The 24,484-nt window shown below is 70.8% G+C and carries 21 protein-coding genes; 7 read left to right on the plus strand and 14 right to left on the minus strand.

Features of this window, described 5'->3' with window-relative positions; translation table 11 throughout:
* Position 1: 1 nt before the first annotated feature.
* A complete protein-coding gene (locus ACQCO7_RS03975) occupies positions 2-496 on the plus strand; it encodes an FBP domain-containing protein (protein ID WP_010359707.1) in 495 nt (164 codons plus the stop codon).
* Between the two features lies 1 nt (position 497).
* Here the strand turns inward: ACQCO7_RS03975 and ACQCO7_RS03980 are convergent, their stop codons facing one another.
* On the minus strand, positions 498-1,832 hold the full coding sequence (locus ACQCO7_RS03980) for an erythromycin esterase family protein (protein WP_464070474.1): 1,335 nt from the start codon (positions 1,830-1,832) through the stop codon (positions 498-500).
* A gap of 514 nt (positions 1,833-2,346) precedes the next feature.
* Here ACQCO7_RS03980 and ACQCO7_RS03985 point away from each other — a divergent pair.
* Together ACQCO7_RS03985 and ACQCO7_RS03990 are read left to right on the plus strand one after the other, a co-directional pair.
* Positions 2,347-3,363, plus strand: coding sequence for a hypothetical protein (locus ACQCO7_RS03985; RefSeq protein WP_464070475.1), 1,017 nt, complete (start codon positions 2,347-2,349; stop codon positions 3,361-3,363).
* A 285-nt stretch (positions 3,364-3,648) separates the two neighbouring features.
* Positions 3,649-4,920, plus strand: a complete 1,272-nt coding sequence (locus tag ACQCO7_RS03990) for a lactonase family protein (protein ID WP_464070476.1) — start codon at positions 3,649-3,651, stop codon at positions 4,918-4,920.
* Positions 4,921-4,947: 27 nt separating this feature from the next.
* On the opposite strand, the gene ACQCO7_RS03995 is transcribed toward ACQCO7_RS03990, so the two are convergent.
* Together ACQCO7_RS03995 and ACQCO7_RS04000 are read right to left on the minus strand one after the other, a co-directional pair.
* A complete protein-coding gene (locus ACQCO7_RS03995; RefSeq protein WP_464070477.1) occupies positions 4,948-5,667 on the minus strand; it encodes a DUF2470 domain-containing protein in 720 nt (239 codons plus the stop codon).
* Between the two features lie 127 nt (positions 5,668-5,794).
* Positions 5,795-6,400 carry a TetR/AcrR family transcriptional regulator gene (locus tag ACQCO7_RS04000; protein WP_464070478.1) on the minus strand — a complete coding sequence of 202 codons (606 nt, stop codon included), beginning with the start codon at positions 6,398-6,400 and terminating at the stop codon, positions 5,795-5,797.
* A gap of 108 nt (positions 6,401-6,508) precedes the next feature.
* Here ACQCO7_RS04000 and ACQCO7_RS04005 point away from each other — a divergent pair, with 108 nt between their 5' ends.
* On the plus strand, positions 6,509-8,134 hold the full coding sequence (locus tag ACQCO7_RS04005) for a cytochrome P450 (protein ID WP_464070479.1): 1,626 nt from the start codon (positions 6,509-6,511) through the stop codon (positions 8,132-8,134).
* Here the strand turns inward: ACQCO7_RS04005 and ACQCO7_RS04010 are convergent.
* The 11 genes from ACQCO7_RS04010 to ACQCO7_RS04060 all read right to left on the minus strand — a co-directional run bounded on the left by ACQCO7_RS04010 (position 8,096) and on the right by ACQCO7_RS04060 (position 19,521).
* Positions 8,096-8,905, minus strand: a complete 810-nt coding sequence (locus tag ACQCO7_RS04010; RefSeq protein ID WP_464070480.1) for a pentapeptide repeat-containing protein — start codon at positions 8,903-8,905, stop codon at positions 8,096-8,098. The two genes, ACQCO7_RS04005 and ACQCO7_RS04010, sit on opposite strands and share 39 nt — an antisense overlap.
* A 41-nt stretch (positions 8,906-8,946) precedes the next feature.
* On the minus strand, positions 8,947-9,837 hold the full coding sequence (locus ACQCO7_RS04015; RefSeq protein WP_464070481.1) for a sigma-70 family RNA polymerase sigma factor: 891 nt from the start codon (positions 9,835-9,837) through the stop codon (positions 8,947-8,949).
* A gap of 44 nt (positions 9,838-9,881) precedes the next feature.
* Positions 9,882-10,604, minus strand: coding sequence for a PIG-L deacetylase family protein (locus ACQCO7_RS04020; RefSeq protein WP_464070482.1), 723 nt, complete (start codon positions 10,602-10,604; stop codon positions 9,882-9,884).
* Complete coding sequence (locus ACQCO7_RS04025) at positions 10,604-11,890, minus strand: alpha/beta fold hydrolase (protein WP_464070483.1); 1,287 nt, start codon at positions 11,888-11,890, stop codon at positions 10,604-10,606. Before ACQCO7_RS04025 ends, ACQCO7_RS04020 begins: the two co-directional genes overlap by 1 nt.
* Before the next feature lie 40 nt (positions 11,891-11,930).
* The gene (locus ACQCO7_RS04030; RefSeq protein ID WP_010353670.1) at positions 11,931-12,956 is read right to left on the minus strand and encodes a LacI family DNA-binding transcriptional regulator; all 1,026 of its coding nucleotides are present in this window, start codon (positions 12,954-12,956) and stop codon (positions 11,931-11,933) included.
* Positions 12,957-13,032: 76 nt separating this feature from the next.
* Positions 13,033-14,454, minus strand: coding sequence for a BNR repeat-containing protein (locus ACQCO7_RS04035; protein ID WP_464070484.1), 1,422 nt, complete (start codon positions 14,452-14,454; stop codon positions 13,033-13,035).
* Between the two features lie 15 nt (positions 14,455-14,469).
* Positions 14,470-14,790: an L-rhamnose mutarotase gene (locus ACQCO7_RS04040; RefSeq protein WP_464070485.1), complete on the minus strand. Its 321-nt coding sequence runs from the start codon at positions 14,788-14,790 to the stop codon at positions 14,470-14,472.
* A 48-nt stretch (positions 14,791-14,838) separates the two neighbouring features.
* Positions 14,839-15,921, minus strand: a complete 1,083-nt coding sequence (gene rhaS / locus ACQCO7_RS04045; protein ID WP_464070486.1) for a rhamnose ABC transporter substrate-binding protein — start codon at positions 15,919-15,921, stop codon at positions 14,839-14,841.
* 27 nt (positions 15,922-15,948) lie between these two features.
* Positions 15,949-16,938, minus strand: coding sequence for an ABC transporter permease (locus ACQCO7_RS04050; protein WP_464070487.1), 990 nt, complete (start codon positions 16,936-16,938; stop codon positions 15,949-15,951).
* Positions 16,931-18,010: an ABC transporter permease gene (locus ACQCO7_RS04055; protein WP_464070488.1), complete on the minus strand. Its 1,080-nt coding sequence runs from the start codon at positions 18,008-18,010 to the stop codon at positions 16,931-16,933. The genes ACQCO7_RS04050 and ACQCO7_RS04055 overlap by 8 nt, the downstream gene beginning before the upstream one ends.
* Positions 18,007-19,521 carry a sugar ABC transporter ATP-binding protein gene (locus ACQCO7_RS04060; RefSeq protein ID WP_010353678.1) on the minus strand — a complete coding sequence of 505 codons (1,515 nt, stop codon included), beginning with the start codon at positions 19,519-19,521 and terminating at the stop codon, positions 18,007-18,009. Before ACQCO7_RS04060 ends, ACQCO7_RS04055 begins: the two co-directional genes overlap by 4 nt.
* Before the next feature lie 249 nt (positions 19,522-19,770).
* Between ACQCO7_RS04060 and rhaI the strand changes: the two genes are divergently transcribed.
* Genes rhaI through ACQCO7_RS04075 form a run of 3 tightly spaced genes read left to right on the plus strand, consistent with a single transcriptional unit; the run spans position 19,771 to position 24,461 of the window.
* Positions 19,771-20,931, plus strand: a complete 1,161-nt coding sequence (rhaI, locus tag ACQCO7_RS04065) for an L-rhamnose isomerase (protein ID WP_464070489.1) — start codon at positions 19,771-19,773, stop codon at positions 20,929-20,931.
* Between the two features lie 57 nt (positions 20,932-20,988).
* Positions 20,989-23,028: a bifunctional aldolase/short-chain dehydrogenase gene (locus tag ACQCO7_RS04070; protein WP_464070490.1), complete on the plus strand. Its 2,040-nt coding sequence runs from the start codon at positions 20,989-20,991 to the stop codon at positions 23,026-23,028.
* A gap of 56 nt (positions 23,029-23,084) precedes the next feature.
* Positions 23,085-24,461 carry a rhamnulokinase gene (locus ACQCO7_RS04075; protein WP_464070491.1) on the plus strand — a complete coding sequence of 459 codons (1,377 nt, stop codon included), beginning with the start codon at positions 23,085-23,087 and terminating at the stop codon, positions 24,459-24,461.
* The last annotated feature ends 23 nt before the right edge of the window (positions 24,462-24,484 follow it).

A 24,484-nucleotide genomic window follows, 5' to 3' on the forward strand; every position in this document is an offset into this window, starting at 1 on the left:
CGTGCGCGCGCTCACCGAGCACGAGATCCGCAACTCCTTCGTGAACTGTTCAAAAGGTGAGGCCAAGCGGCTCGCGATCCCGCGTGACCTGGACGAACGCCCCTGGGACGACCTCGACTTCCTCGGCTGGCGCGACCCCGGCGCGCCCGACCGCAGCTACCTGGTCACCGAACACGCGGGCCGCCTCGTCGGCGTGACTCTGCGCTTCCCGTCGTCCCAGCGGGGCTTCCTGCACCGCAGCATGTGCTCCCTGTGCCTCACGACCCACCGGGGCGGCGGCGTCTCCCTGATGACCGCGCGCAAGGCCGGCGCGGCGGGCCGCGAGGGCAACTCCGTCGGCGTCTACATGTGCACGGACCTCGCCTGTTCGCTGTACGTCCGGGGCCGCAAGGTCCCCGACTCGGGCAGCCGGTTCGAGGAGAGCCTGACCGTGGAGGAGCAGATCGCCCGTACGACGGGGCTGCTGGCAGGGTTCCTGGACAAGCTCGCCGTCTGACTCACTCCGCGCGCAGGCGGGCCGCCGTCACCCGGTGGAGGTGGATCAGCACGTCGTGCGCGCGGGCGAGGGCGACGTCCGAGGGGCCCTCGTCCGGGTAGGCCGTGCCGATGCTGCGCGTGGGGCGTGCCGTACGGAGCCACTCCCGCGCGGGCGCGCGTACGGTGCGCAGGTCCAGGACGTAGTTGCGGTACCGGACGCGGTCGAGGGCCGCCTCGTTGCTGCCGGGCTCCGGCGGGCCGACCGTCCACCGCCTGACGGCCGTCCCGTCGGCGCCGGTGGCCATGAACGAGCCGCGTCCGAACGTCACCCCGACGCTGACGTACCCGTCCCCGAGGCGGTCCCTCAGGAACGCGCCCTGCATCTTCGGGTAGTTGACCGGGTCCACCGGTACGTACCCGATGTGCGCGTCGTGCGCCGACAGGAGGACCTTGGTGCCGGTGTGCGCGGCCCACCAGGCGACGTTCGCCGCCATCGCCTCGTCGCGGTAGCCCATCCCTGCCGAGATCTCCGGCTGGCCGCGCTCGAACTCGAACGCGTACTGGCCCGCCGTGCGGTCGATGGCCGTGGCGTTCTGGACGGCCATGTCGTATCCGGTGCCGGACGGTTTCTCCTTGATCAGCTTCAGCGCCTGGGCGGTCCGTTCCGCGCGCTCCTTGCGGATCCCGTACGGGGTGGCGAGGTACTCCTCGATGTACGCGCCCGTCTGCCGGGTCGGGCGCAGCCCCGCGTACAGCTCGGCGAGCCTCGTGCTCAGCTCCGGGTGGTGTTCGGCGACGTACCGCTCGACCTCGTCGTACACCTCGGGTCCCGTCCAGGCGATGTCGTCGCCGAGGAAGCGTACGGGGTCGTCGGGGTGGTGGATGTTGTACGTCCGCATCCACTTGACCAGGGCCAGGTAGTCGGTGTTGTTCCACCAGCGGTAGTCCCGCTGGAACTCCTCCCTGAAGATCCGCTCCGGGTCGCCCTTGCCGTGGACCACGTACGCGTCCAGGCGGCGGCCGGTGCTCCAGGGGGTTTCCAGGGCGAAGGTGCGGAAGCCCTGTTTCTCGACGAGGTGGCGGAAGACTCGGGCCTTGAGGGCGAAGAAGTCGTGCGAGCCGTGGGTGGCTTCGCCCAGGCCGACGACTTGCGCGTCGCCGATCGCTTGGTCCAGGGCGTGGAGGTCTTGGGTGTTGCCGCCTGGTTCCGGGGTGCGGAGGGGGTGGGCGGAGTGGTTGAGGGTGGAGATGACCGGGTCGGGGGTGGGGGTTGCGGTGGCGGGGGTTGCGGTGAGGGTGAGGAGGGTGGCGGTGGTGGCTGCGATTGCGGCGGCTGCTAAGCGGGGGTGGTTCATGGTTGGAGGGTGGCTTGGGAAGGGGGTGGGGGGATATCCGGCTGACCACCGTTTTGGGGTGGGGGTAGCTGGAAGATGGGGGCGGGGCCGAGGGCCGGGGCTGAAGGCCAGGGCCGGTGCCGAGGCCGGAGGCCAAGACCGGGGCCCGGGGCCCGGGGCCAGAGGCCAGGACCGGAGGCCGGGGGGTGGGGCCAGAGGCTAGGGCTGGGGCCGAGGGCCAGAGGCCAGGGCCGGAGGCCGGAGGCCGAGGGTTGGGGCCAGAGGCCATAGCCAGGGCCGGGGCCAGAGGCCAGAACCGGGGTCGGGGCCAAGGCCGGGGCCGGGGCCGGGGCCGGGGCCGGGGACCAAGCCGGGGGCCGAGGGCCAGGGGTGAGGGTCGAGGCCAGGGGTGGGGAGTGGGGTTGACCCGAACGGGTGATCGAGTGAGGGTGGGGAACTGGGTGGGGAGGGCCGGGCGTTCACTGGGCAACTGGGGATGGCTCGGGGCCGGGACGGCGGCGGAAGGAGCGGGGTCATGGTGAAGGCTAGGGTTCGGATCGACGGGGACGTGGTGCGGATGCCCGGCGGGGTGGCCGTCCGGTTCATGCGTACGCTGCGGCTGCCCGAGACGGGGACACACCCGTTGCCTCCGGGGCTCGGGGAGTTTCCGGTGCGGCGGATCGCCGACTATCCCGACACGGCGCCCGCGCACTGGCTCGCCCGGGGCGGGGTGATGCTGCCGATGTACTTGCGCGAGGCGATGTGGCTGAACTTCACGGAGACACAGAAACCGGGCGCGCTCCAGGTCGGAGTGGGGAAGGTGTGCGCGGTCTCGGGGAAGCCGTGGAGCGACCACCTCTCCCGGGACCCCCAGAACTACGTCGTCCTCCCCCGTCAGCCCTGGCTCGACGGCATCAACTCCGGGAAGGGGACCGTCCGCCAGTTCGTCGCCGTGCCACTGGGGCTCGGGGCGACGGTCGAGGGACAGGTCACCGGCGAGGAGACCTGGGGCGGGGTCCAGCTCCAGTCGTTCACGCTGACGGAGGAGCGACTCCAGGTCTGGCGCGAGGCCCAGCGCCGGCACTCGAAGCGGCTCGGACCGACCGGTTTCCTCGCGGAGAACACCACCGCGAGTCCGATGCGCGCGATGGCCGCCGCGCCTCGTGCGGGTGCGGCGATGGGGCTCGGTGTCGGCGGTTCCATGCGGCAGGAGGTCTACCGCGACGACCGTCCGCTCACGGACTGGTCCCCCACCCCGGCGGCCCGCCTCTTCGTCCACCTCGTCACACCCCCGGAATGGCACCGCATCACCGGCGAGGCTCCCCCGCCGTCCCCGGTGGACCGCGCGGCGTACACGCAGGCCGGGTTGCCGTGGTTCGACTACTACGACGAGGAGGCGGCGGACCTGCCACCGAGCGGGACGCTGGACGGGGTGAAGCCGGTGGGCGACTGGATCGGGGACGACCTGGAGGCGTGGCAGGAGCCGGGGGCGGGGCAGGTGACGCCGTTGAAGGATGCGCGGGGGAAGGGGGTGGAGGACGGGGAGTGGTGAGGCGGGGCATCACCGGGACGAGGAGCGGCTGAGGGGAGGGTGGCACTGGTGGCGGAGTGCGGAGTTCCGGAGCTGAGAGGCGGGCGGCAGGTAGCGGGCGGCAGGCCACGACATGGAGGCTCTCCCCCTCGATGCCGAACAGGACCCGCCGAGCATGACGGCGGGCGGCAGGCGGCAGGCGGCAGGCGGCAGGCGGCAGGCGGCAGGCGGCAGGCGGCAGGCGGCAGGCGGCAGGAAACGTTCCCCTCGGCGCTCCCGTTTTGCGTCCTCGGGCCTCGGCGGGTCATGGTGGCTGACGGCAGTGGTGGCGAGGATGTGAGGTGCGGGATGGGTGGCGGGTGGAGCAGGCGGCGGTTCGCCGGGGTGTTGGGGGCTGTGGTCGGAGGTGGGGTCGTGGGGTGTGCCGGTGAGGGGCAGGAGGCTGTGGCCGAGGGAGTCGTGGGGAAATCCGGCTCGGTGGGGGGTTCCGGCTCGGGTGGGCCCAGCGCGGCCGGCACGCCGAGTGGTTCCCCGAGTCCTGCGGCTGAGGGACCCCGGCCTCTTTACGTCGGCACCTATACCTCCCAGGACGGTGGCGGGGAAGGCATCGGGTTCGCGTCGTATCACCCGGTGACCGGGGAGATCACGTCCGGCAGGACGGTGACCGGAGTTCCGGACCCCTCGTTCCTGGCCGTGCATCCGGACGGGCGGACCCTGTACGCGGTGAACGAGCAGGAGCGAGGCGCGGTGACCGCTGTGCGGATCACGGACGGGCAGGTGTTGGGGAGCCGCGGGACAGGGGGCCGGCATCCCTGTCATCTGTCGGTGCATCCGAGTGGGAAGTGGCTGCTCAGCGCGGATTACGGGTCGGGGAGTGTGGCCGTGCACCCGATCGGGGACGGTGGCGAGCTGGGGGAACGTACCCAGTCCGTGACGCACGACTCGCCCGCGCCGGGGCCCGGTCAGGAGGGGCCGCACGCGCATCAGATCGTGACGACGCCGGACGGGCGGCATGTGCTGGCGGTGGATCTGGGCACCGACACGGTCTACACGTACCGGCTCGACGCCACCGCGGGGACGCTCACCGAGGTCTCCCGCGCGCAGACCCGTTCAGGGGCAGGACCCCGGCATCTCGTGTTCCACCCCGGGGGCCGGTACGCGTATCTGGCGAACGAGTTGGACGACACCATCGCGGTGTGCGCGTACGACGCGGAGTCGGGTCGCCTGACGATCGGGGAGCCGCAGTCGACGGGCTCGAAGACGCGCCCCACCTACCCGTCCCAGCCGGTGGTGACGCCGGACGGGTCGTACGTGTATCTCGCGAACCGGGGTGACAACACGTTGGCGAGGTACGGCGTGGAGGCGGACGGCGCGAGGCTGCGGCTGCTGGACACGGTGGAGGTGGGCGGCGACTTCCCCCGCCACGTCTCCCTCTCCCCCGACGGCGCCTTGCTGTTCGCCTCGAACCAGCGCTCCGGCACCATCACCGTCTTCCACGTGAACCCGACGACCGGCGCCCTCACCCCGACCGGCGCGCCGTACGCCTCACCGATACCGGTCTGCGCACTGCCTCTCTGACACGGCCCCGCCCGCCGCGAGGCGCCCTCACCCCTCCTCCCGCTGCCTCTGCAACGTCCGGGTGCACGATGCCGCGCTCGCCTGGGTCAGCAACGCGTGCATGCGTTCCGTCAGTTGGGACACATCGTCGGCCGGTGCGTGGAATGCCAGCCGCACATCCCCGTGCGTACGGGCCCGCTCGACGCGGAGCGTCAGCCCGTGGCGGTCCACGGCGAGGGGCTGGACGCGGACGGCGCCGTGGAGGCTGTCGCGGCCGACCAGGCGGGTGAGGCGTTCGACCGCGTCGGGGTGTGCGTCCGCGAGGTGGGTGAGGAGTTGGGCCTCGGCCCCGGCGAGGGGGTCCGGTGCGGCCGTGGCGAACTCGTCGCGGTCCACCACGACCGCGCCCGTGGGCTGTTTCAGCACGATGCGCGTGGCGTGGAAGCCGAGGACCCCGTCCTCGGGGACGAACCAGCCGGCGAGCCAGAGGCGGGAGCGGATGCGGCCTCGGACGGGGACGGGGGCGACGTCGGCGAACTCCAGGACCGCGGAGGGCTCGCCGCGCGGCGCGCAGATCGCGGCGGTGACGAGGGCGCTGTCGTCGGGCACGCACAGCAGGACGCGGCCGTCGTCGGTGACGGTGTGGGCGCCGACGAACTCCTCACGTCCGCCGTCCGCGGTGACCCCGCAGGACCAGGCGGTCGCGAGGATCGACCGGGCGCGTTGCGCCGCGGAAGGCGCGGCAGTCCAGCTCGGGTTGTCATCCATCCGAAGACCTCCTTAGGTAAGGCTCACCTAACCTACCGAAGATCGAGGCGCACGCCAACCACCCGCCCCCAGCGAGGCACGGCTCACACCGGTTCACCGAAAAGCACAGCCCACCCGGCCCCACACCTCACACCAGAACACCGAGCAACGCCCGCGCACACAACTCCCGCACCTGCTCCCGCGACAACTCACCCCCACGCAGCCACTCCAGGGACACGGACGTCATGAACGCGAGCCACCCCCGCACCGCGAGCCGCACCTCGGCACGCTCCCCGAAGAGCGGCCCGAACTCCGGGTCGGCGGCGAGCGCGGCGAGGATCTGCCCCTCCTGCGCGGCGAGCGCCCGCTGATAGACGCGCCGTACGGCCTGGTCACCGGCGGAGTCGGCGCGGTGGAAGGCACGGAAGCCGTGGGCATGCTCCTCGACGTACCCGAGGAACACATCGAGCCCGGCGGAGAGTTGCTCACGGACCGGTACGCCGGGAACCGCCGCCGTCAGCCGCAGCATCCGCGCACTCTCGCGCTCGACGACCGCCGCGAAGAAGTCCCGCTTCGTCGGGAAGTAGTGGTACAGCAGCCCGCGCGAGACCCCGGCGATCTCGGCGACCTGCTCGATCCACACCTCGTCGTACGGACTCTCGGAGAACAACCGGGCGCCGACCGACAGCAGTTGTTCGCGCCGCTCCTGCGTACTGAGCCGGCGCCGCACCCGCTCCCCCTGCTCCGCTGCCATGCCGGAACCTTACTTGACGCGAGTTCAACAGGCGGATCAGACTGGAACCCGCTATTGAACCCACGTACAACACGCTCGATGTGCCGCAGGATCAAGGGAGATCGCGTCATGACGGAGACGACGCCAGGCACCGGCACCGGCCTGCCCAAGGGCTTCCACGACGCCGCGCGGGGCTGGCCCGAACTGCACCGGATACCGCACCCGAAGGGCCGGTTGCCGCTGCTCGGCGACGTACGCGGCGTGAACCGCAGGACCCCGCTCCAGGACACGATGCGCTTCGGCGCCGAACTCGGCCCGATCTTCCGCCGCAAGGCGTTCGGCAAGGAGTTCGTGTTCGTCGGCGGCGCACGGCTGGCCGCCGACCTCGCGGACGAGTCGCGGTTCGCCAAGCACGTGGGACTCGGCATCGCGAACCTCCGCCCGATCGCCGGGGACGGCCTGTTCACGGCGCACAACCACGAGCCCAACTGGCAGCTCGCGCATGACGTGCTGGCGCCGGGGTTCAGCCGGGAGGCAATGGCCGCGTACCACCCGATGATGCTGGAGGTGGCGGCCCGCCTCACCGCCGGCTGGGACCGGGCGGCGGCGAAGGGGGCCACCGTGGACGTCCCCGGGGACATGACGAAGCTGACCCTGGAGACGATCTCCCGCACCGGCTTCGGCCACGACTTCGGCTCCTTCGAGCGGACCCGCCCGCACCCCTTCGTCACCGCGATGGTCGGCACGCTCAGCTACGCCCAACGCCTCAACGGCCTTCCGGTTCCCGCCCTGTTGAGGCGCGCGGCCAAACGCAACGAGGCCGACATCGCGTTCCTCAACGACACCGTCGACGACCTCGTACGCGCCCGGAGGGCGAGCGGCGGCGGGGACGGCGACCTGCTCGACCGGATGCTGGAGACGGCCCACCCGGAGACGGGCGAGCGGCTGTCCGCCGAGAACGTGCGCCGGCAGGTGATCACCTTCCTGGTCGCCGGGCACGAGACGACGTCCGGGGCACTCTCCTTCGCCCTGCACTACCTCTCCCTGCACCCCGAGATCGCCGCCCGCGCCCGCGCGGAGGTGGACCGGGTGTGGGGCGACAGCGAGGCGCCGGGATACGAGCAGGTCGCCAAACTCCGTTACGTACGGCGGGTGTTGGACGAGACGCTGCGGCTGTGGCCGACGGCGCCCGCGTTCTCGCGGGAGGCGCTGGAGGACACCGTGCTCGCCGGGGAGCACCCGATGCGGCGCGGCGCCTGGGCGCTCGTCCTGATCTCGGTGCTGCACCGCGACCCCGAGGCATGGGGCCCGGACGCCGAGCGGTTCGACCCGGACCGCTTCGACGCGGCGGCGGTCCGCGCGAGGCCCGCGCACACCTTCAAGCCGTGGGGTACGGGCGCACGCGCCTGCATCGGACGGCAGTTCGCGCTGCACGAGGCGACGCTGGTCCTCGGACTCCTGCTGCGCCGCTACGAGTTGAGGGCCGACCCCGCGTACCGCCTCCAGGTGACGGAACGCCTGACGCTGATGCCGGAGGGCCTGCGCCTGGGCCTCGAACGCAGAACAGGCGTACCGCACAAGGCAGTTGACAAGACCGTGACGACCCCCGCAACCCCGGCCCACGAAGACGCCGACCCCGCGACCCCGGCCCACGTAGACGCCGGCCCCGCAACCACCGACCCCGCAGACACCGACGCCGCAGACACCGACCCCGCCTCAGCCCCCGGCTGTCCAGTGCACCGGCCTGCCGACTGACCCCGGCAGCCGCGTCCCCGCACTCCCCCGCGCCGCGTCGATCTGCGGCTGGAGGAGGAAGAGCGCGCCGCTCAGGTCCGCGTCACTGAGGTCGGCATCCCGCAGATCCGCCCCGATCAGGTCCGCACCCCGCAGATCCGCGCCCGTCAGGTCGGCGGCGATCAGATAGGCCCCCCTGAGGTCGGCCCCCCGTAGATCGGCGCCCCTCAACCGGGCCCCCATCAGATCCGCACCCCGCCGCCGCTTCTTCTTCCCCGACACCCCGGCCCGCGCCAACTCACTGGCCTCGGAGAGCAGTTGAGCCACAGACTGCCGATGCGCGGCGACGTCCAGCGCGAGCAGCTCGTCCGGCGTCCCCCGGGTCAGCGCGTCCGTACGGGACAGCGCCTCGCGCAGGCCGGCGTGCACGGGACGCGCGGCGGGCAGCGCGAGGGCTTCGGTGAGGTACACCAGGAGTTCGTGCAACTGCCGTACGACCGGGAAGACTTCGTGCATACGGCGGCCGGCGTCGCGGCCCTCGAAGACGACCTGGGAGACCTTCTGGCCGGCGCCGAGGCAGTCGTACACCGTGCAGCCGTTGAAGCCCCGCTGCCTCAGCTGGTCGTGGATGCCGCAGGTGTGGTCCGCGAGGAGGTTGCGGCAGGGGGTGCCGGCCGGCTTGTCGAAGGCGAAGTCCGCCGAGCGCGTGAAGGGCAGCGCCACACAGCACAGCCCGAAACAGCTACCGCAGTCGCCGCGCAGGTCAGTGGGCTCGGGCTTCGTCTCTTCCATCCCGCCACCCTACTGACCTGCGCACTTTTCCCGCGAACCGGTTACCCGGCGATCCCCTCCGGCAGGTCGAGCCGCGCGACGCGCTCCGGGTCGGCCAGGATGTGCAGGGCCACGATCCGGTCGTCCACGACCGTGACGCCCATGACCGAACGGACCGTCCCCTCCACCACGTTGACGATCCCGACCTCTCCGCCGACCAGGGCGAACCGCCCGAACGGGGCGAACTCGCGGAACAGCAGCGCCTGTTCGGCGACCCGCGCGGCGCCCCGGACCAGCTTCGACGCGGCCCGGCCGGCCACCAGGGCGCCGGAGTCGGCGCGCAGGACGACGTCCGGGTCCAGGACGGCGAGCAGGGCGTCGAAGTCACCGATCCGAGCAGCCGTCAAGAACGCCTCCACGACCCGGTGTTGGCGCGCCTGGTCCGGCGGTGCGGACGGGGTGGCGCCCCGCACCTTGCGGCGTGCCCGGCTCGCGAGCTGGCGGGTCGTCGCCGGGGGGCGTTCCACGATCTCCGCGATGTCGTCGAAGGGGACCGCGAACATGTCGTGCAGCACGAACGCGAGGCGCTCCGCCGGGTCCAGGGTGTCCAGGACGATCAGCATCGCCAGGCCGACCGAGTCCGCGTGCACGGCTTCCGCCTCGGGGTCCTCCCTGGTCAGGGGCGTGATCACCGGGTCGGGGACGAACGTCTCGTCGATCGGCTGTTCCTTGCGGGACGTCCGCGCGTTCAGCAGGTCCAGGCAGATGCGGCCCGTCACCGTGGTCAGCCAGGCCGGCAGGCTGCGGATCTCCGCCGGGTCCTGGCGGGACAGTCTCAGCCAGGTCTCCTGGACCGCGTCCTCCGCCTCGCTCAGCGAGCCGAGCATCCGGTAGGCGACCGACCTGAGGTGGGAACGCTGCTCCTCGAAGCGGTTCGCGAGCGTGTCGGGCATGTCTTCCCCCGTACCTTCCGTCGTGCCTTCCGTCGTGCCTTCCGTCATCGTGCGAAGAGTTCGAACGCCACCGCCGGGCGACCGCCGAAGCGTTCCCCGACCGACCGGGCCACGTCCGTCAGGAACGTCCGCGCGTACATCTGCGGGTCCTCGTCCGTCAGTGCCTCTATGTACGTACGGTGTGCCACCAGCGACGCGACCGCCCGGTCCAGGCCCGTCGTCGCGTCCATCGCGTGCGTCGGCGTCGCCGAGCCCGCCACCGCGACCCAGCGGACGCCGTTCCAGGGTTCCAGATCCAGGTCCGGGAAGATCCAGCGGTTGCCCGCGTCCGCCGCCGCGTCGAGGGTCGCTCTGCCCACGGCCACGTGGTCGGGGGTGTTCCAGGCGATGTCCCCCCACGTGTCACGGTAGTTGAGGGTGATCACCAGGTCGGGGCGGTGGGTTCTGATGGCCGCCGCGATGTCTCGCCTGAGGGGTGGGCCGTACTCGATCACGCCGTCCTCGTGGTTCAGGAACTCCACGGAGGTGACGCCGACTTCTGCCGCGCTCGCCCGTTGTTCCCGTTCCCGGAGGGGGCCGCACTCGGCCGGGGAGAGGGTGTCGATGCCGGCTTCGCCTCGGGTGGCGAGGAGGTAGGTGACTTCTTTGCCGGCGTCCGTCCAGGCGGCGACGGCGGCTGAGCAGCCGTATTCGAGGTCGTCGGGGTGAGCCACGACGGCCAGCGCCTTCTGCCAGTTGTCGGGCATGGGTTGCAATGGGGTGGTCATCACGCCTCGTCCCTCGTGAGTGCGAGCAGTCGGTCCAGGACCCTCGGGCCTCCCGCTCTGATTCCGTCGTGCTCGAACTCGTCCGTCACCCATGTCCGCAGACCCTTGATCGACCTTGCCGTCTCCAGGGAGTGCTCGGTGTGGACGTACAGGTCGTCGTGGTAGATCGCCGCCGCCACCGGGACCTCGTTCCGCGCCAGGCGCTCCTTGTCGTACAGCGGGGTCCAGTCCGTGCGGGCCGCCAAGAGGTGCGCCGTTTCCTTCAGAGGGCGCAGGGACGGGTCCGTGTCGAACATCCACGGGTGGATCGTCTCGCCCGTGAACAGGACCGGGTCCACCCCGGTGAACTGCGGGAATTCGTCCCGGACCCGGTCCGCCGACCATGCCGTCGGCCGGTCGTCCTGGCCGTAGATCGACTCGTGGACCAGCGCGTAGAGCGGGTTCTTCGCGTACGACAGGTGGTCCTGGAGGTTCTCCTGGAACTCGTCGGAGAGGGTCCGTCCCGCGGGCGTCGGGACGAACGCGTGTTCCAGGAGGTGGTGGAGGCGGTGGCTGCCTTCGCTGCCGCCCAGGAGGATGCCCAGCGTGCGGAAGCCGTCGACCGTGAGGAGGCCGCCGTTCGGCAGGGTCAGCGGATGGTCCGCCAGGTGTTCAGCGATACGGCGGGCTCGCTCCGCGTCCTGCGGGTAGCGGGCGTAGTGCGCGGCGACCTTGCGTTCCATACGGGGGTACGCCGCGCGGTACACGTCGTCCGCGTGGGCGTCCAGGGAGGGGAGGCCGCCGGTGATGACGGCGGCGGCGAGGCCCTCGGGGGCGAACGACAGGTACGTGACCGCGCAGAAGCCGCCGTAGCTCTGGCCGAGGACGGTCCAGGGAGCGTCGCCGGTCAGCTCGCGGCGGATCAGTTCGCAGTCCCGGACGATGGAGTCGGCGCGGAAGTGGGTGAGGTACGCGGCCTGTTCGCCGGGTCCGCCGCGCAGCGGGAGTGTCTGCCGGGTCGCCGGGGTCGAGTGCCCGGTCCCCCGCTGGTCCAGCATCAGCACCCGGTACTCCCGCAACGCCCTCGCCAGCCACCCGGGCCGTCCGACGCTGCGGTCCGCCCCGAACCCCGGTCCGCCCTGGAGGTACAGCAGCCACGGCAGCTCCTGGCCGGCCTTCTCACTGGCGACGATCTCACGGGCGTACAGGGAGATGGTCTCCCCGGAGGGGTCGGCGTGGTCCAGCGGCACGGTGAAGCGGTGGTCGGTGAGGACGACGCCGGGCTGGCGGTAGTGCGGGTCGGTCACGGTTGCTCCCGGGGTGAAGGCGGACAGCCCCCATGATCACTCACCGCGCCGACAGACTCGACCTCCGCACCACCAGCTCCGGCTGGAGCACCACCCTGCGGTGCTCGTGCGCCCGCTTCGGTGTCTCCTCGTCCGTCTCCTCCAGCAGCAGTTCCGCCGCCAACGCCCCCATCGTCACCGCCGGTTGGCGGACGGACGTCAGCGGTACCGCCGCAGCCGCCGCGAACTCGATGTCGTCGTAGCCGACGATCGCGAGGTCGTCGGGGACGTTGACGCCGGCCGCGTACATGGCCTGGAGGACACCCAGCGCCAGCAGGTCGTTCGCGCAGAACACCGCCGTCGGCCGGTCCGCGAGGCCCAGCAACCGCGCCCCCGCGTCGCGCCCGGCGGCGACGTCGAGACGCTCGGTCGGCAGCTCACGGAGCCGTTCGGGGCCGAGCCCCGCCTCGGCCAGCGCCTGGAGCGCGCCCGTACGGCGGTCGCGGACCTGGTTGAAGCCGGGCGGGCCGCTGACGTACGCGATGGAGCGGTGGCCCGCGTCGATGAGGTGGCGTACGGCGAGCGCGCCGCCGGCGACGTCGTCGACGGAGACCGAGCACTCGGTCGTACCGTCCGAGACGCGGTCGACGAGGACGAAGGGGATGCCGTGGCGGCGGAACGACTCTATGTTCCGTCCCGTCGCGTCGGCGGGGGTGAACAGGACGCCCCGCACCCGCTGTTCGGCGAAGAGCGAGAGGTAGTCGGCCTCTTCGGAGACGCTCTCGGCGCTGTTGCAGACCATCACGCCGAGCCCGGCGTTGCGCGCGGCGCGCTCGGCTCCCCGGGCGACGTCGACGAAGAAGGGGTTGCCCATGTCGAGGACGAGCAGCCCCATGATCCGGCTGTGCCCGGCGCGCAGCTGGCGCGCCGACTCGCTGCGGACGTACCCGAGCCGGTCGATCGCGGACAGCACCCGGGCCCGGGTCTCGGTCGCGACCGTGTCCGGGCGGTTGATGACGTTGGAGACCGTGCCGACGGAGACTCCGGCGGCGCGGGCCACGTCCTTGATCCCCACCGACTGAGCCATCGGACGGATACCTCCAGGTGAGCGGGGTACGGCGGGCGGGACTTCACAGTACCGTCCCGGCCGTACCCCTGGCGGATCAGGCGGGCAGCGCGAAGTCGACGACGTGCAGCGCCGACGGCGTCGTACCGCTGGACTTCTCCTGGTACATGAAGGACAGGACGTTGTCGGCGGCGACCCTCGACTCGTCGATGACGACCTCGCCGAAGGCGCCCAGTCCGGAGCCGTCGTAGAGGACCGTCCAGTCGGTGTAGCCGGAGGACTTGGAGGCGGCGGCGATCCGGCCGAAGGGGAAGATCGCGTAGGCGTTGCCGTACTTGTCCAGGAGCAGCTTGGTGCGCTGGCTGGAGCCCAGGGGGACCGGGATCTCGGTCTTCTGCCAGGTGCCGGAGGCGTTCTTGCGCAGGTGGAAGGCGCGTCCGTTGGCGGTGCGGTCGGTGACGTAGTTCGTCGTGCACTGGCCGAAGCGGCCGGGCACGTAGGAGATGATCGCGTGCGGCAGGCCGGACGCGTCGGTGGTCTGGCTCTCCTGGTTCATCAGGGAGTGGTCGGGGCCCAGCGCGTCGACCACGAGCCCGCTGTCGGTGACGGCGACCTTGTCGGAGCCGCCGGTGGTGCCGACGACGGTGCCCGCGTCGTTGCGCCAGGTGCGGCCCCGGTCGTCGGAGTAGACGTAGCCGGTGTCGTGGTTGGTGATGCCGCCCGACGAGCACATGACCGCGCCGTTCTGCTCCCGCCAGGTGAAGAGGGAGTGCAGGCGGCCGTTGCGGTCGTAGTCGATGCCGTGGAGGTACATGTTGCGGGCCGTCGAGGAGCCGTGCTCGCTCGTGTACGTCCCGGTCGAACTGGACCACTCCCCGAGCGCCGTCCAGGTCGAACCGTCGTACTCCGCAAGGGCGTTGCGGCCGTTGCCGGAGATCGCGACCCGGTAGCTGAGCTGCAACCTGCCCTCGGGCGTGGCGATGAACTGCGGGTAGGTGAACTGGGTCGTCAGCGCCAGCCCGTCCAGCGTGGTCTGTACGGCACCGAACACGGCCGAACTCCACGCCGTGGTACCGGGGTTGTCCATCAGCCCGGCGACCGACTTGACGTAGAAGAAGCCGTCGCTGTGGGAGTCCATGTTGAGGTGGAGGCGGCCGTCGGCCTTGGAGACGCCCATGGAGATGACGTTGTGGGAGTCGCTCGCCTTGAGCTGGTGGGAGAGGGTGACCGTGGACCAGGCCGAGGCGTTCAGGGCGCGGCGGGCGACGACCGCGTTGCGGGTCGCCGTGTACCAGACGGCGTACTGGTAGCCCTTGTAGGTCAACAGGCCGTTCTTCTGGAACGAGTTGTTGTTGACCAGGCCGTCGTAGGAGACGAAGAAGACGGCCTGGGCGTCGAGTTGGGTTTTCTGGCTCAGGGCGACGGAGGGACCGGGGTCGGCCGCTCGCGCTGTGCCCGCTATGCCTGGCGTGCTCACGGCGGCAAGTATCGCTGTCGTGAGGACGGTACGTCTTTTCATGCGGCTCCTACAGGGTCACGCGAGGTGGAAGACTTCGGTGAGCGGTTTCATGGCCTCGTCCGGCCGGGCGCCGTCCAGCGACTCGAAGAACGGCGCCATCTCGGCCTGCCAGCGGGCGTTGACGTCGGTGGCCTCCATGCCGGCCTGCGCGGCGGCGAAGTCGTCGGTCTCCAGGTAGCCCACCAGGAGCCCGTCTTCACGCAGGAACAGCGAGTAGTTGCGCCAGCCGGTGGCGCTGAGCGCCTCCAGCATCTCCGGCCACACCTGCGCGTGGCGCTCGCGGTACTCGTCCAGCCGGTCGGCACGGACCTTGAGGAGAAAACAGACTCGCTGCATCAACGCCCCCTGTTTTTCTGAGAATTGACGCTGAGAACTGACGCAGCATCAGAAGTTGAACTGGTCGATGTTCTTCGCGTCGAACACGGTCGGCTTGCCCAGCGTGATCACGCCGTTCGCGCCGATCGTGTACGTCGTCGCCCCCGCCTTGAAGGTCTCGCCCTCCTTGCCGGTGATCTGTCCCGAGGACAGCGCGACGGCCGTCCGCGCCGCGAGGTCACCGAGCTTCGCCGGGTCCCACAGTTCGAACGCCTCGACGGTGCCGTTCTTGACGTAGTTGCGCATGTCGTTCGGCGTACCGAGGCCGGTGAGCTTGACCTTGCCCTTGTACTTGGAGCCGGAGAGGTACTGGGCGGCGGCCTTGATGCCGACGGTGGTCGGGGAGATGATCCCCTTCAGGTTCGGGTACTCCTGGAGGAGGCCCTGGGTCTGCTGGAAGGACTGCTGCGCGTCGTCGTTGCCGTAGGCGATCTTGACGAGCTTGATGTCCTTGTACTTCGGGTCCTTGAGTTCTTCCTTCATGAACTCGATCCACGCGTTCTGGTTGGTCGCGGTCTGCGCGGCCGACAGGATCGCGATCTCGCCCTTGTAGCCGATCTGTTCGGCGAGGAGCTGCACCTCGGTGCGGCCGAGGTCCTCGCCGCTGGCCTGCGAGATGAACGCGTTGCGGCACTCGGGGTTGGTGTCCGAGTCGTAGGTGACGACCTTGATGCCGTTGCCCATGGCGGTCTTCAGCGCCGGGCACAGCGCGCCCGGGTCCTGCGCGGAGACGGCGATCGCGTCGACCTGCTGCTGGGTGAGCGTGTTGACGTAACTGACCTGGCCGGAGGTGTCGGTGGCGCTGGACGGGCCGACTTCCTTGTAGCTGGAGCCGAGTTCCTTCAGCGCGGTCTCGCCCCCCTTGTCGGCGGAGGTGAAGTAGGGGTTGTTGACCTGCTTCGGCAGGAAGCCGACGGTCAGCCCCTTCTTGGTCGCGGCGTTCGGGTCGGCCTTGCCGCCGGTGCTGGCGGCGCCGCTGTTCTCGGTCTTGACGTCCTCCTTCGTGGTACCGCCGCACGCGGTGGCGGTGAGGGCGAGGGAGGAGACGGCGGCGAGGGCGATGCAGGCGCGGCGGAGGGTGGTCTTGCGCATGGCGGGATTCCTTTACGAGAGCGGGAGTTACGACGTCGGTGTCGAGGCGGCTCGTCTGCCCGCTCTCGCGACGGAGATCTGGCGGGCGACCCGGGGGCCGAGCACCGAGATGACCAGCAGGACGCCGGTGACGACGATCTGCGACTGTGCGGAGACGTCCTGGAGGCTCATGACGTTCTGCGCGGTGCCGAGCAGGAACACCCCGGCGATGGCGCCTCCCAGGGTCCCCTTGCCCCCGTCGAAGTCGATGCCGCCGAGCAACACGGCGGCGATGACGGAGAGTTCGAGGCCGGTGGCGTTGTCGTAGCGGGCGCTGGAGTAGTGCAGCGCCCAGAAGATGCCGGTCAGCGAGGCCATCAGACCGGTGGCGACGAACAGGATCAGCTTGCCCCGCTTGACCCGGATGCCGGCGAACCGCGCGGCCTCCTCGCTGGCGCCGATCGCGAACACGGACCGCCCGAAGGGGGTGGCGTGCAGGACGACGACCGCGATGGCCAGCAGCACGACGAACGGCAGGAACGCCTGCGGCAGGAAGCTGTTCCCGACCCGCCCGGCCGCGAAGTCGAGGTACTGGGACGGGAAGTCGGTGACCGCGTCGGAGCCGAGGACGATCTGGGCGATCCCCCGGTAGGCGGCGAGCGTCCCGATGGTGACGGCAAGGGACGGCAGGCCCAGGCGAGTGACGAGCAGCCCGTTGATCAGCCCGCAGACCACGCCGAGCGCGAGGCAGATCGGGATGATCGTCTCGATCGTCATCCCCTCGTTCCACAGCCGCCCCATGACGGCCCCGGACAGCCCGGCCGTCGACGCGACGGACAGGTCGATCTCGCCGGACACGACGAGCATCGTCATCGGCAGCGCGATGAGCGCGATCGGCAGCGTGTTCCCCAGCAGGAACGACAGGTTGAGCGCGTTGCCGAACCCGTCCACGGTGGTGAAGGAGAGCAGCAGCAGGACGACCAGCAGGCCACCGACGACGGTGTCCCAACGGACGGCCCTGGTCAGGGACTCAGGCACGGGGATCACCCTTCTTCTCTACAGCGGTCTTCTGTACGCCGTTGCCGGCGATCCGCGCGGCCCCCGCCTTCTTCTTCAGCGAGGCCGCGACCCGCACCGCGACGACCCGGTCCACGGCGATGGCGAGCAGCAGCAGGACCCCGTTGATGGCGAGCACCCACACGGAGCTGACCCCGAGCGCGGGCAGCACGCTGTTGACGGATGTCAGCAGCAGCGCGCCGAGCGCGGCGCCGTACACGCTCCCGGAGCCGCCGGTGAAGACGACCCCGCCGACCACGACGGCGCTGACGACGGTGAGTTCGTAGCCGTTGCCGGTCCCGGAGTCGACGTTCCCGAACCGCGCCAGGTACAGCGCGCCCGCGAGCCCGGCGAGGGCTCCGCAGAACGTGTACGCGGCGAGGATCCGCTTGCGGACGGGGATGCCGGCGAGCCGGGCGGCCTCGGGGTTGGAGCCGAGCGCGTACAGCTCGCGTCCGCTGCCGAAGTGCTTGAGGTAGTAGGCGGTCGCGACGAGCACGGCCAGCGCGATGAGCGCGAGGTAGGGGACCGCCGAGATGCCGCCGGAGCCGAAGTCGACGAAGGAGCCGGGCAGGTCGGCGGCGGTGATCTGGCGGGAGCCGACCCAGATGGAGTCGATGCCCCGGATGATGTAGAGCGTGCCGAGGGTGACGACGAGCGCGGGGACCTGGCCGAGGCTGACGAGCAGCCCGTTCAGGAGCCCGAAGCCGATGCCCAGGAGCACCGCGAGGACGATCGCGATCACCGGGTTGCCGCCGCCGTGCAGGTACGTACCGGCGGCGAAGGCGCTGATGCCGAGGGTGGAGCCGACGGACAGGTCGACGTTCCTCGTGATGACGACCAGCGACTGGCCGGTGGCGACCAGGACCAGGATCGTCGCGTTGAGCAGCAGGTCCTTGATGCCCTGCTCGGAGAGGAACTCGCTGTTGCCGGCCTGGGTGACGGCGATCATCACCAGGAAGACGGCCAGGATGGCGAGTTCGCGCATCTTGACGACACGGTCGACGAGCCGGGTCCCGGAGGACTTCGGCACCTCGACGGGCAGGGCGCTCATGCGGCCCTCCCGGTGGCTGCGGCCATCACGGTTTCCTCGGTGGCGTCGGAACGGGAGATCTCGGCGGCGATCCGGCCCTCGTGCATGACGAGGACGCGGTCGGCCATGCCGAGGATCTCGGGCAGGTCGGAGGAGATCATCAGGACGGCGACCCCGTCGGCGGCGAGTTCACTCAGCAGGCGGTGCACCTCGGCCTTCGTACCGACGTCGATCCCCCGGGTGGGCTCGTCGACGATCAGCACCTGGGGGCCGGTGGCCAGCCATTTCGCGAGGACGACCTTCTGCTGGTTTCCACCCGAAAGAGTGTTGACGGTGTCGGCCAGCCGGGCGTACTTCACCTGGAGCTTGACGGCCCAGTCGAGGGAGCGGCTGCGCTCGGCGCCCCGGTCCATGAGGCCGGCCTTCACGGTCGTACGAAGGCCCGTGAGGCCGATGTTGCGCTCGATGGACATGTCCATCACGAGGCCCTGGGCGCGCCGGTCCTCGGGGACCAGGGCGAGCCCCGCGGCCATCGCGACGGACGGGGCGCCGTTGGTGAGGTGCCTGCCGTCCACGACGACCTCGCCGCCGTCCCAGCGGTCGATGCCGAACACGGCCCGCGCGACCTCGGTACGGCCGGCGCCGACGAGCCCGGCGAGGCCGACGATCTCGCCGCGCCGTACGTCGAAGGAGACGTCGGTGAAGACGCCTTCGCGGGTCAGGCGGCGCACGCTCAGGGCGACGGCGCCGGGGGTGACGTCCTGCTTCGGGTACAGCTCGTCCAGGTCGCGGCCGACCATGCGGCGCACCAGGTCGTCCTCGGTCATGCCGTCGATCGGCTCGCTGGCGATCCAGGCGCCGTCGCGCAGCGTCGTCACCCGCTGGCAGATCTCGAAGATCTCCTCCAGCCGGTGCGAGATGAACAGCACCGCCGCGCCCTGCTCGCGCAGGGTGCGCACGACGCCGAAGAGGCGGGCGACCTCGCTGCCGGTGAGGGCGGCGGTCGGCTCGTCCATGATCAGGACCCGGGCGTCGAAGGAGAGCGCCTTCGCGATCTCGACGATCTGCTGGTCGGCGATGGACAGGCCGCGCGCCGGGCGGTCGGGGTCCAGGGCGACGCCCAGGCGGGTCATCAGGGCCGCCGTCGCCTCGTGGGTGGCCTTGTGGTCGATGCGGCCGAGGGCGCGGCGCGGCTGGCGGCCCATGAAGATGTTCTCGGCGATCGACAGGTCGGGGAAGAGCGTGGGCTCCTGGTAGATCACGGCGATACCGGCGTCGCGGGCGTCGCCGGGGCCGTGGAAGACGACCGGTGCGCCGTCCAGCAGCACCTGGCCGGCGTCCGGCCTGTGCACCCCGGCGAGCGTCTTGATCAGCGTCGACTTGCCCGCGCCGTTCTCCCCGGCGAGCGCGTGCACCTCGCCGGGGTACAGCTCCAGGGAGACGCCGCGCAGGGCGCGGACGGCGCCGAAGGACTTGGCGACGTCCGTGAGCGCCAGCACCGGGGCGGGTCCCGGATCGGACGGGTGGGTCATGGGGACTCCTCGACGACGACGCCGGCGGTGAGCCCCACGACGTCGTGAAAGGTTTCAACTGGATTGCCGGGACCGTAGGCACCACGGGCATGTCACGTCAATGGGTCCGTCTCGAAAAAATTTCGATAGCCGAAGGTCACACGACGGTCACGGAGAACCCGCCCGGTCGGAGGGGTTGACACTCCTTCGGCCCGCTCATAGCTTCCCTTTCTGAATCGTTTCATCCGACGCCTGCCTCTGGAGCCCGAAGTGACCGATCTCGCCGCGGTGAAGACCGCACTGAAGAACCAGGCCGTCGAGACGCCGTCGTGGGCGTACGGGAACTCGGGCACCCGCTTCAAGGTGTTCGCCCAGCAGGGGGTTCCGCGTACGCCGTGGGAGAAGCTGGACGACGCCGCCCAGGTCCACGCGTTCACCGGCGTGGCCCCCACCGTCGCCCTCCACATTCCGTGGGACAAGGTCGAGGACTACTCGGCACTTGCGAAACATGCCGAGGAGCGGGGGCTGAAGCTGGGCGCCATCAACTCCAACACGTTTCAGGACGACGACTTCAAGCTCGGGAGTGTCTGCCACGCGGATGCCGCTGTGCGGCGCAAGGCCGTCGGCCACCTGCTGGAGTGCGTCGACATCATGGACGCCACCGGGTCCCGGGATCTGAAGCTCTGGTTCGCCGACGGGACGAACTATCCGGGGCAGGACGACATCGTTGCCCGGCAGGAGCGGTTGGGTGAAGCGCTCGCCGAGGTGTACGCGCGGCTCGGTGACGGTCAGCGGATGCTGCTGGAGTACAAGTTCTTCGAGCCCGCGTTCTACGCGACCGATGTGCCGGACTGGGGGACCGCCTACGCGCACTGCCTCAAGCTCGGGCCCAAGGCTCAGGTCGTCGTCGACACCGGGCATCACGCTCCCGGTACCAACATCGAGTTCATCGTCGCGTTGCTGCTGCGGGAGGGGAAGCTCGGGGGGTTCGACTTCAACTCCCGGTTCTACGCGGACGACGACCTCATGGTGGGGGCCGCTGACCCGTTCCAGTTGTTCCGGATCATGTACGAGGTCTCGCGGGGTGGGGGGTTCTCGTCCGAGGTGGCGTTCATGCTGGACCAGTGCCACAACCTTGAGGCGAAGATTCCGGCGATCATCCGGTCGGTGATGAACGTTCAGGAGGCGACCGCGAAGGCGCTGCTGGTGGATCGGGAGGCGTTGTCCGCCGCTCAGGTGGCGGGGGATGTGCTGGCGGCCAACGCGGTGATGATGGACGCGTTCAATACGGACGTGCGGCCGTTGCTGCGGGAGGTCCGGGAGGAGATGGGGTTGGACGGGGATCCCGTTGCCGCGTATGCGCGGTCCGGGTGGGCCGAGAAGATCGTGGCGGAGCGTGTGGGGGGGCAGCAGGCGGGGTGGGGTGCCTGAGCCTCAGACACCTGAAACAAGAAACAGTCCCCTCCCCAGAAAGCTAAGGAAAGATCCGTGAGCGTTCATCCCGAGGCCGCTGCCCTCATCGCTCGGTCGCGTCGGCTCGGTGCCGATCCTCGTAACACCAACTACGCCGGTGGGAATGCGTCTGCCAAGGGCGATGCCGTTGATCCTGTGACCGGGAGCGATGTGCCGCTGATGTGGGTCAAGGGGTCCGGTGGTGACCTCGGCACCCTCACCGAAGCCGGGCTCGCCGTGTTGCGGCTGGATCGGCTGCGGTCGCTCGTCGGCGTGTATCCCGGTGTCGAGCGCGAGGACGAGATGGTCGCCGCGTTTGATTACTGCCTGCACGGGAAGGGTGGCGCCGCTCCCTCCATCGACACCGCCATGCACGGGCTCGTCGACGCCGCGCACGTCGATCATCTGCACCCCGACTCCGGGATCGCGCTCGCCTGCGCGGCCGACGGGGAGAAGCTGACCGCCGAGTGTTTCGGGGACACGGTCGCGTGGGTGCCCTGGCGGCGGCCCGGTTTCCAGCTCGGGCTGGACATCGCCGCCATCAAGGAGGCCAACCCGCGGGCCATCGGCGTGGTTCTGGGCGGTCATGGGATCACCGCCTGGGGGGACACCGCCGAGGAGTGCGAGCGGAACTCGCTGCACATCATCCGGACCGCCGAGGAGTTCCTGGCCGCGCGGGGGAAGGCCGAGCCGTTCGGCGCGGTGATCGAGGGGTACGAGGCTCTGCCGGACGCCGAGCGGCGGGAGCGGGCCGCCGCACTCGCGCCGTACGTGCGTGCGCTCGCGTCGCAGGACAAGGCTCAGGTCGGGCACTTCAACGACTCGGCGCCGGTACTGGAGTTCCTGTCCCGCGCCGAGCACCCCCGGCTGGCCGCGCTGGGGACGTCCTGCCCCGACCACTTCCTGCGGACCAAGGTCCGGCCGCTCGTCCTCGACCTGCCGCCGGCCGCTGCGCTGGAGGACGCGGTGGCGCGGCTGAAGGAGCTGCACGCCGAGTACCGCGAGGAGTACGCCGCCTACTACGCGCGGCACGCCGACGCGGACTCGCCCGCGCTGCGCGGCGCCGACCCGGCGATCGTGCTCGTTCCCGGTGTCGGGATGTTCTCCTTCGGCAAGGACAAGCAGACCGCGCGGGTCGCCGGGGAGTTCTACGTCAACGCGATCAACGTGATGCGCGGGGCCGAGGCGGTCTCGTCGTACGCGCCGATCGAGGAGTCGGAGAAGTTCCGGATCGAGTACTGGGCGCTGGAGGAGGCCAAGCTCCAGCGGATGCCGAAGCCCAAGGCGCTGGCGACGCGGGTGGCGTTGGTGACCGGTGCCGGGAGCGGGATCGGGAAGGCCATCGCACAGCGGCTGGTGGCCGAGGGGGCGTGTGTCGTCGTCGCGGACCTCAACGCCGACAACGCGGCTGCTGTGGCCGATGAGTTGGGCGGCTCGGACAAGGCGGTCGCCGTCACGGTCGACGTGACGTCCGAGGAGCAGATCGTTTCCGCCTTCAAGGCGGCCGTGCTCGCCTTCGGTGGTGTCGACCTGGTCGTGAACAACGCCGGGATCTCCATCTCCAAGCCGCTCCTCGAGACTTCGGCCAAGGACTGGGACCTCCAGCACGACATCATGGCGCGCGGGTCGTTCCTGGTGTCGCGGGAGGCCGCGCGGGTGATGACCGCGCAGGGGATCGGCGGGGACATCGTCTACATCGCCTCCAAGAACTCCGTCTTCGCCGGTCCGAACAACATCGCGTACTCCGCGACCAAGGCCGACCAGGCGCACCAGGTCCGGCTGCTGGCCGCCGAGTTGGGCGAGCACGGGATCCGGGTCAACGGGGTCAACCCCGACGGGGTCGTGCGCGGGTCCGGGATCTTCGCCGGGGGCTGGGGTGCCCAGCGGGCGGCGACCTACGGGATCGAGGAGGAGAAGCTGGGCGAGTTCTACGCGCAGCGGACCATCCTCAAGCGCGAGGTGCTGCCCGAGCATGTCGCGAACGCCGTGTTCGCGCTGACGGGCGGGGAGTTGACGCACACCACGGGGCTGCATGTGCCGGTCGACGCGGGTGTGGCCGCCGCGTTCCTGCGGTGAGCGGGCGTCAGAAGGCTTACGCGGCCGTCGACTTGGGCGCGTCCAGTGGACGTGTGATGGCCGGCCGCGTGAGCCCCGACTCGCTGGAGCTGACGGAGGTGCACCGGTTCGCCAACCGGCCGGTGCGTCTTCCGGAGGGGCTGCGGTGGGACGTACTCGCCCTGTACGCCGGGGTGTTGGACGGGCTGCGCGCGGTCGGCCAGGTCGACTCCGTCGGCATCGACAGCTGGGCCGTGGACTACGGGCTGCTGGACGGCGACGGGGTGCTGCTCGGCAACCCCGTGCACTACCGGGACTCCCGCACGGAGGGGGTCGCGGAGAAGGTGTGGGCGTCGGTTCCGGCGGCGGAGCTGTATGCGGCGACCGGGTTGCAGTACGCGCCGTTCAACACGCTGTACCAGCTCGCCGCCGAGCGACTCCGGGGCGCTGAACGGCTGTTGCTCATCCCGGACCTGCTGACGTACTGGCTGACCGGCGAGCAGGGCACCGAGCTGACCAACGCGTCGACGACCCAGCTGATCGATCCCCGGACGCGGGACTGGTCGCGCGAGGTCGCCGAACGCGTCGGCATCGACCTGGAGTTGTTCGCGCCGCTGCGGCAACCCGGTGACCACGCCGGGGAGTTGCTGCCCGCCGTGCTGGAGGAGACGGGGCTCACCGGCCCCGTCCCGGTGACGGCCGTCGCCTCGCACGACACCGCCTCCGCCGTGGCCGCCGTACCCGCCGGGAGCGAGCGGTTCGCGTACATCAGCACGGGGACCTGGTCGCTGGCCGGTCTGGAGCTGGACGCGCCGGTCCTCACGCAGGAGAGCCGGGCCGCGAACTTCACCAACGAGCTGGGGATCGACGGCACCGTCCGCTACCTGCGCAACATCATGGGGCTGTGGCTGCTCCAGGAGTGCGTACGGGCCTGGGGCGAGCCGGACCTGGGGCTCCTGCTGCGGGAGGCCGCCGCCGCGCCGGCGCTGCGGTCGGTGGTCGACGCGGGGGACGCGGCGTTCCTCGCGCCGGGCCGGATGCCGGAGCGGATCGCCGAGGCGTGCCGGGCGTCGGGGCAGCCGGTTCCCCAGGCGCGGGGCGAGATCACCCGGTGCATCCTCGACTCCCTCGCCCTCGCCCATCGCCGGGCGATCGAGGACGCCCAGCGGCTCGCCGATCACCCCGTCGACGTCGTCCACATCGTGGGGGGCGGGACGCGTAACGCGCTGCTGTGCCAACTGACCGCCGACGCCTGCGGGTTGCCGGTCGTGGCGGGGCCGACCGAGGCCGCCGCGCTCGGGAACGTGCTGGTGCAGGCGCGGGCGCACGGTCTGGTCGGCGACCGGGCCGACATGCGGCGCCTGCTGGTCCAGAGCCTGCCGCTCACCCGGTACGAGCCCCAGGGGGGCACGGACCGGTGGCGCGAGGCGCGGGAGCGGCTCGGGGGGCGGTGAGGGTGCCGGGGTGGCGTGCGCGA

The organism is Streptomyces saintjeani, from assembly GCF_055409605.1.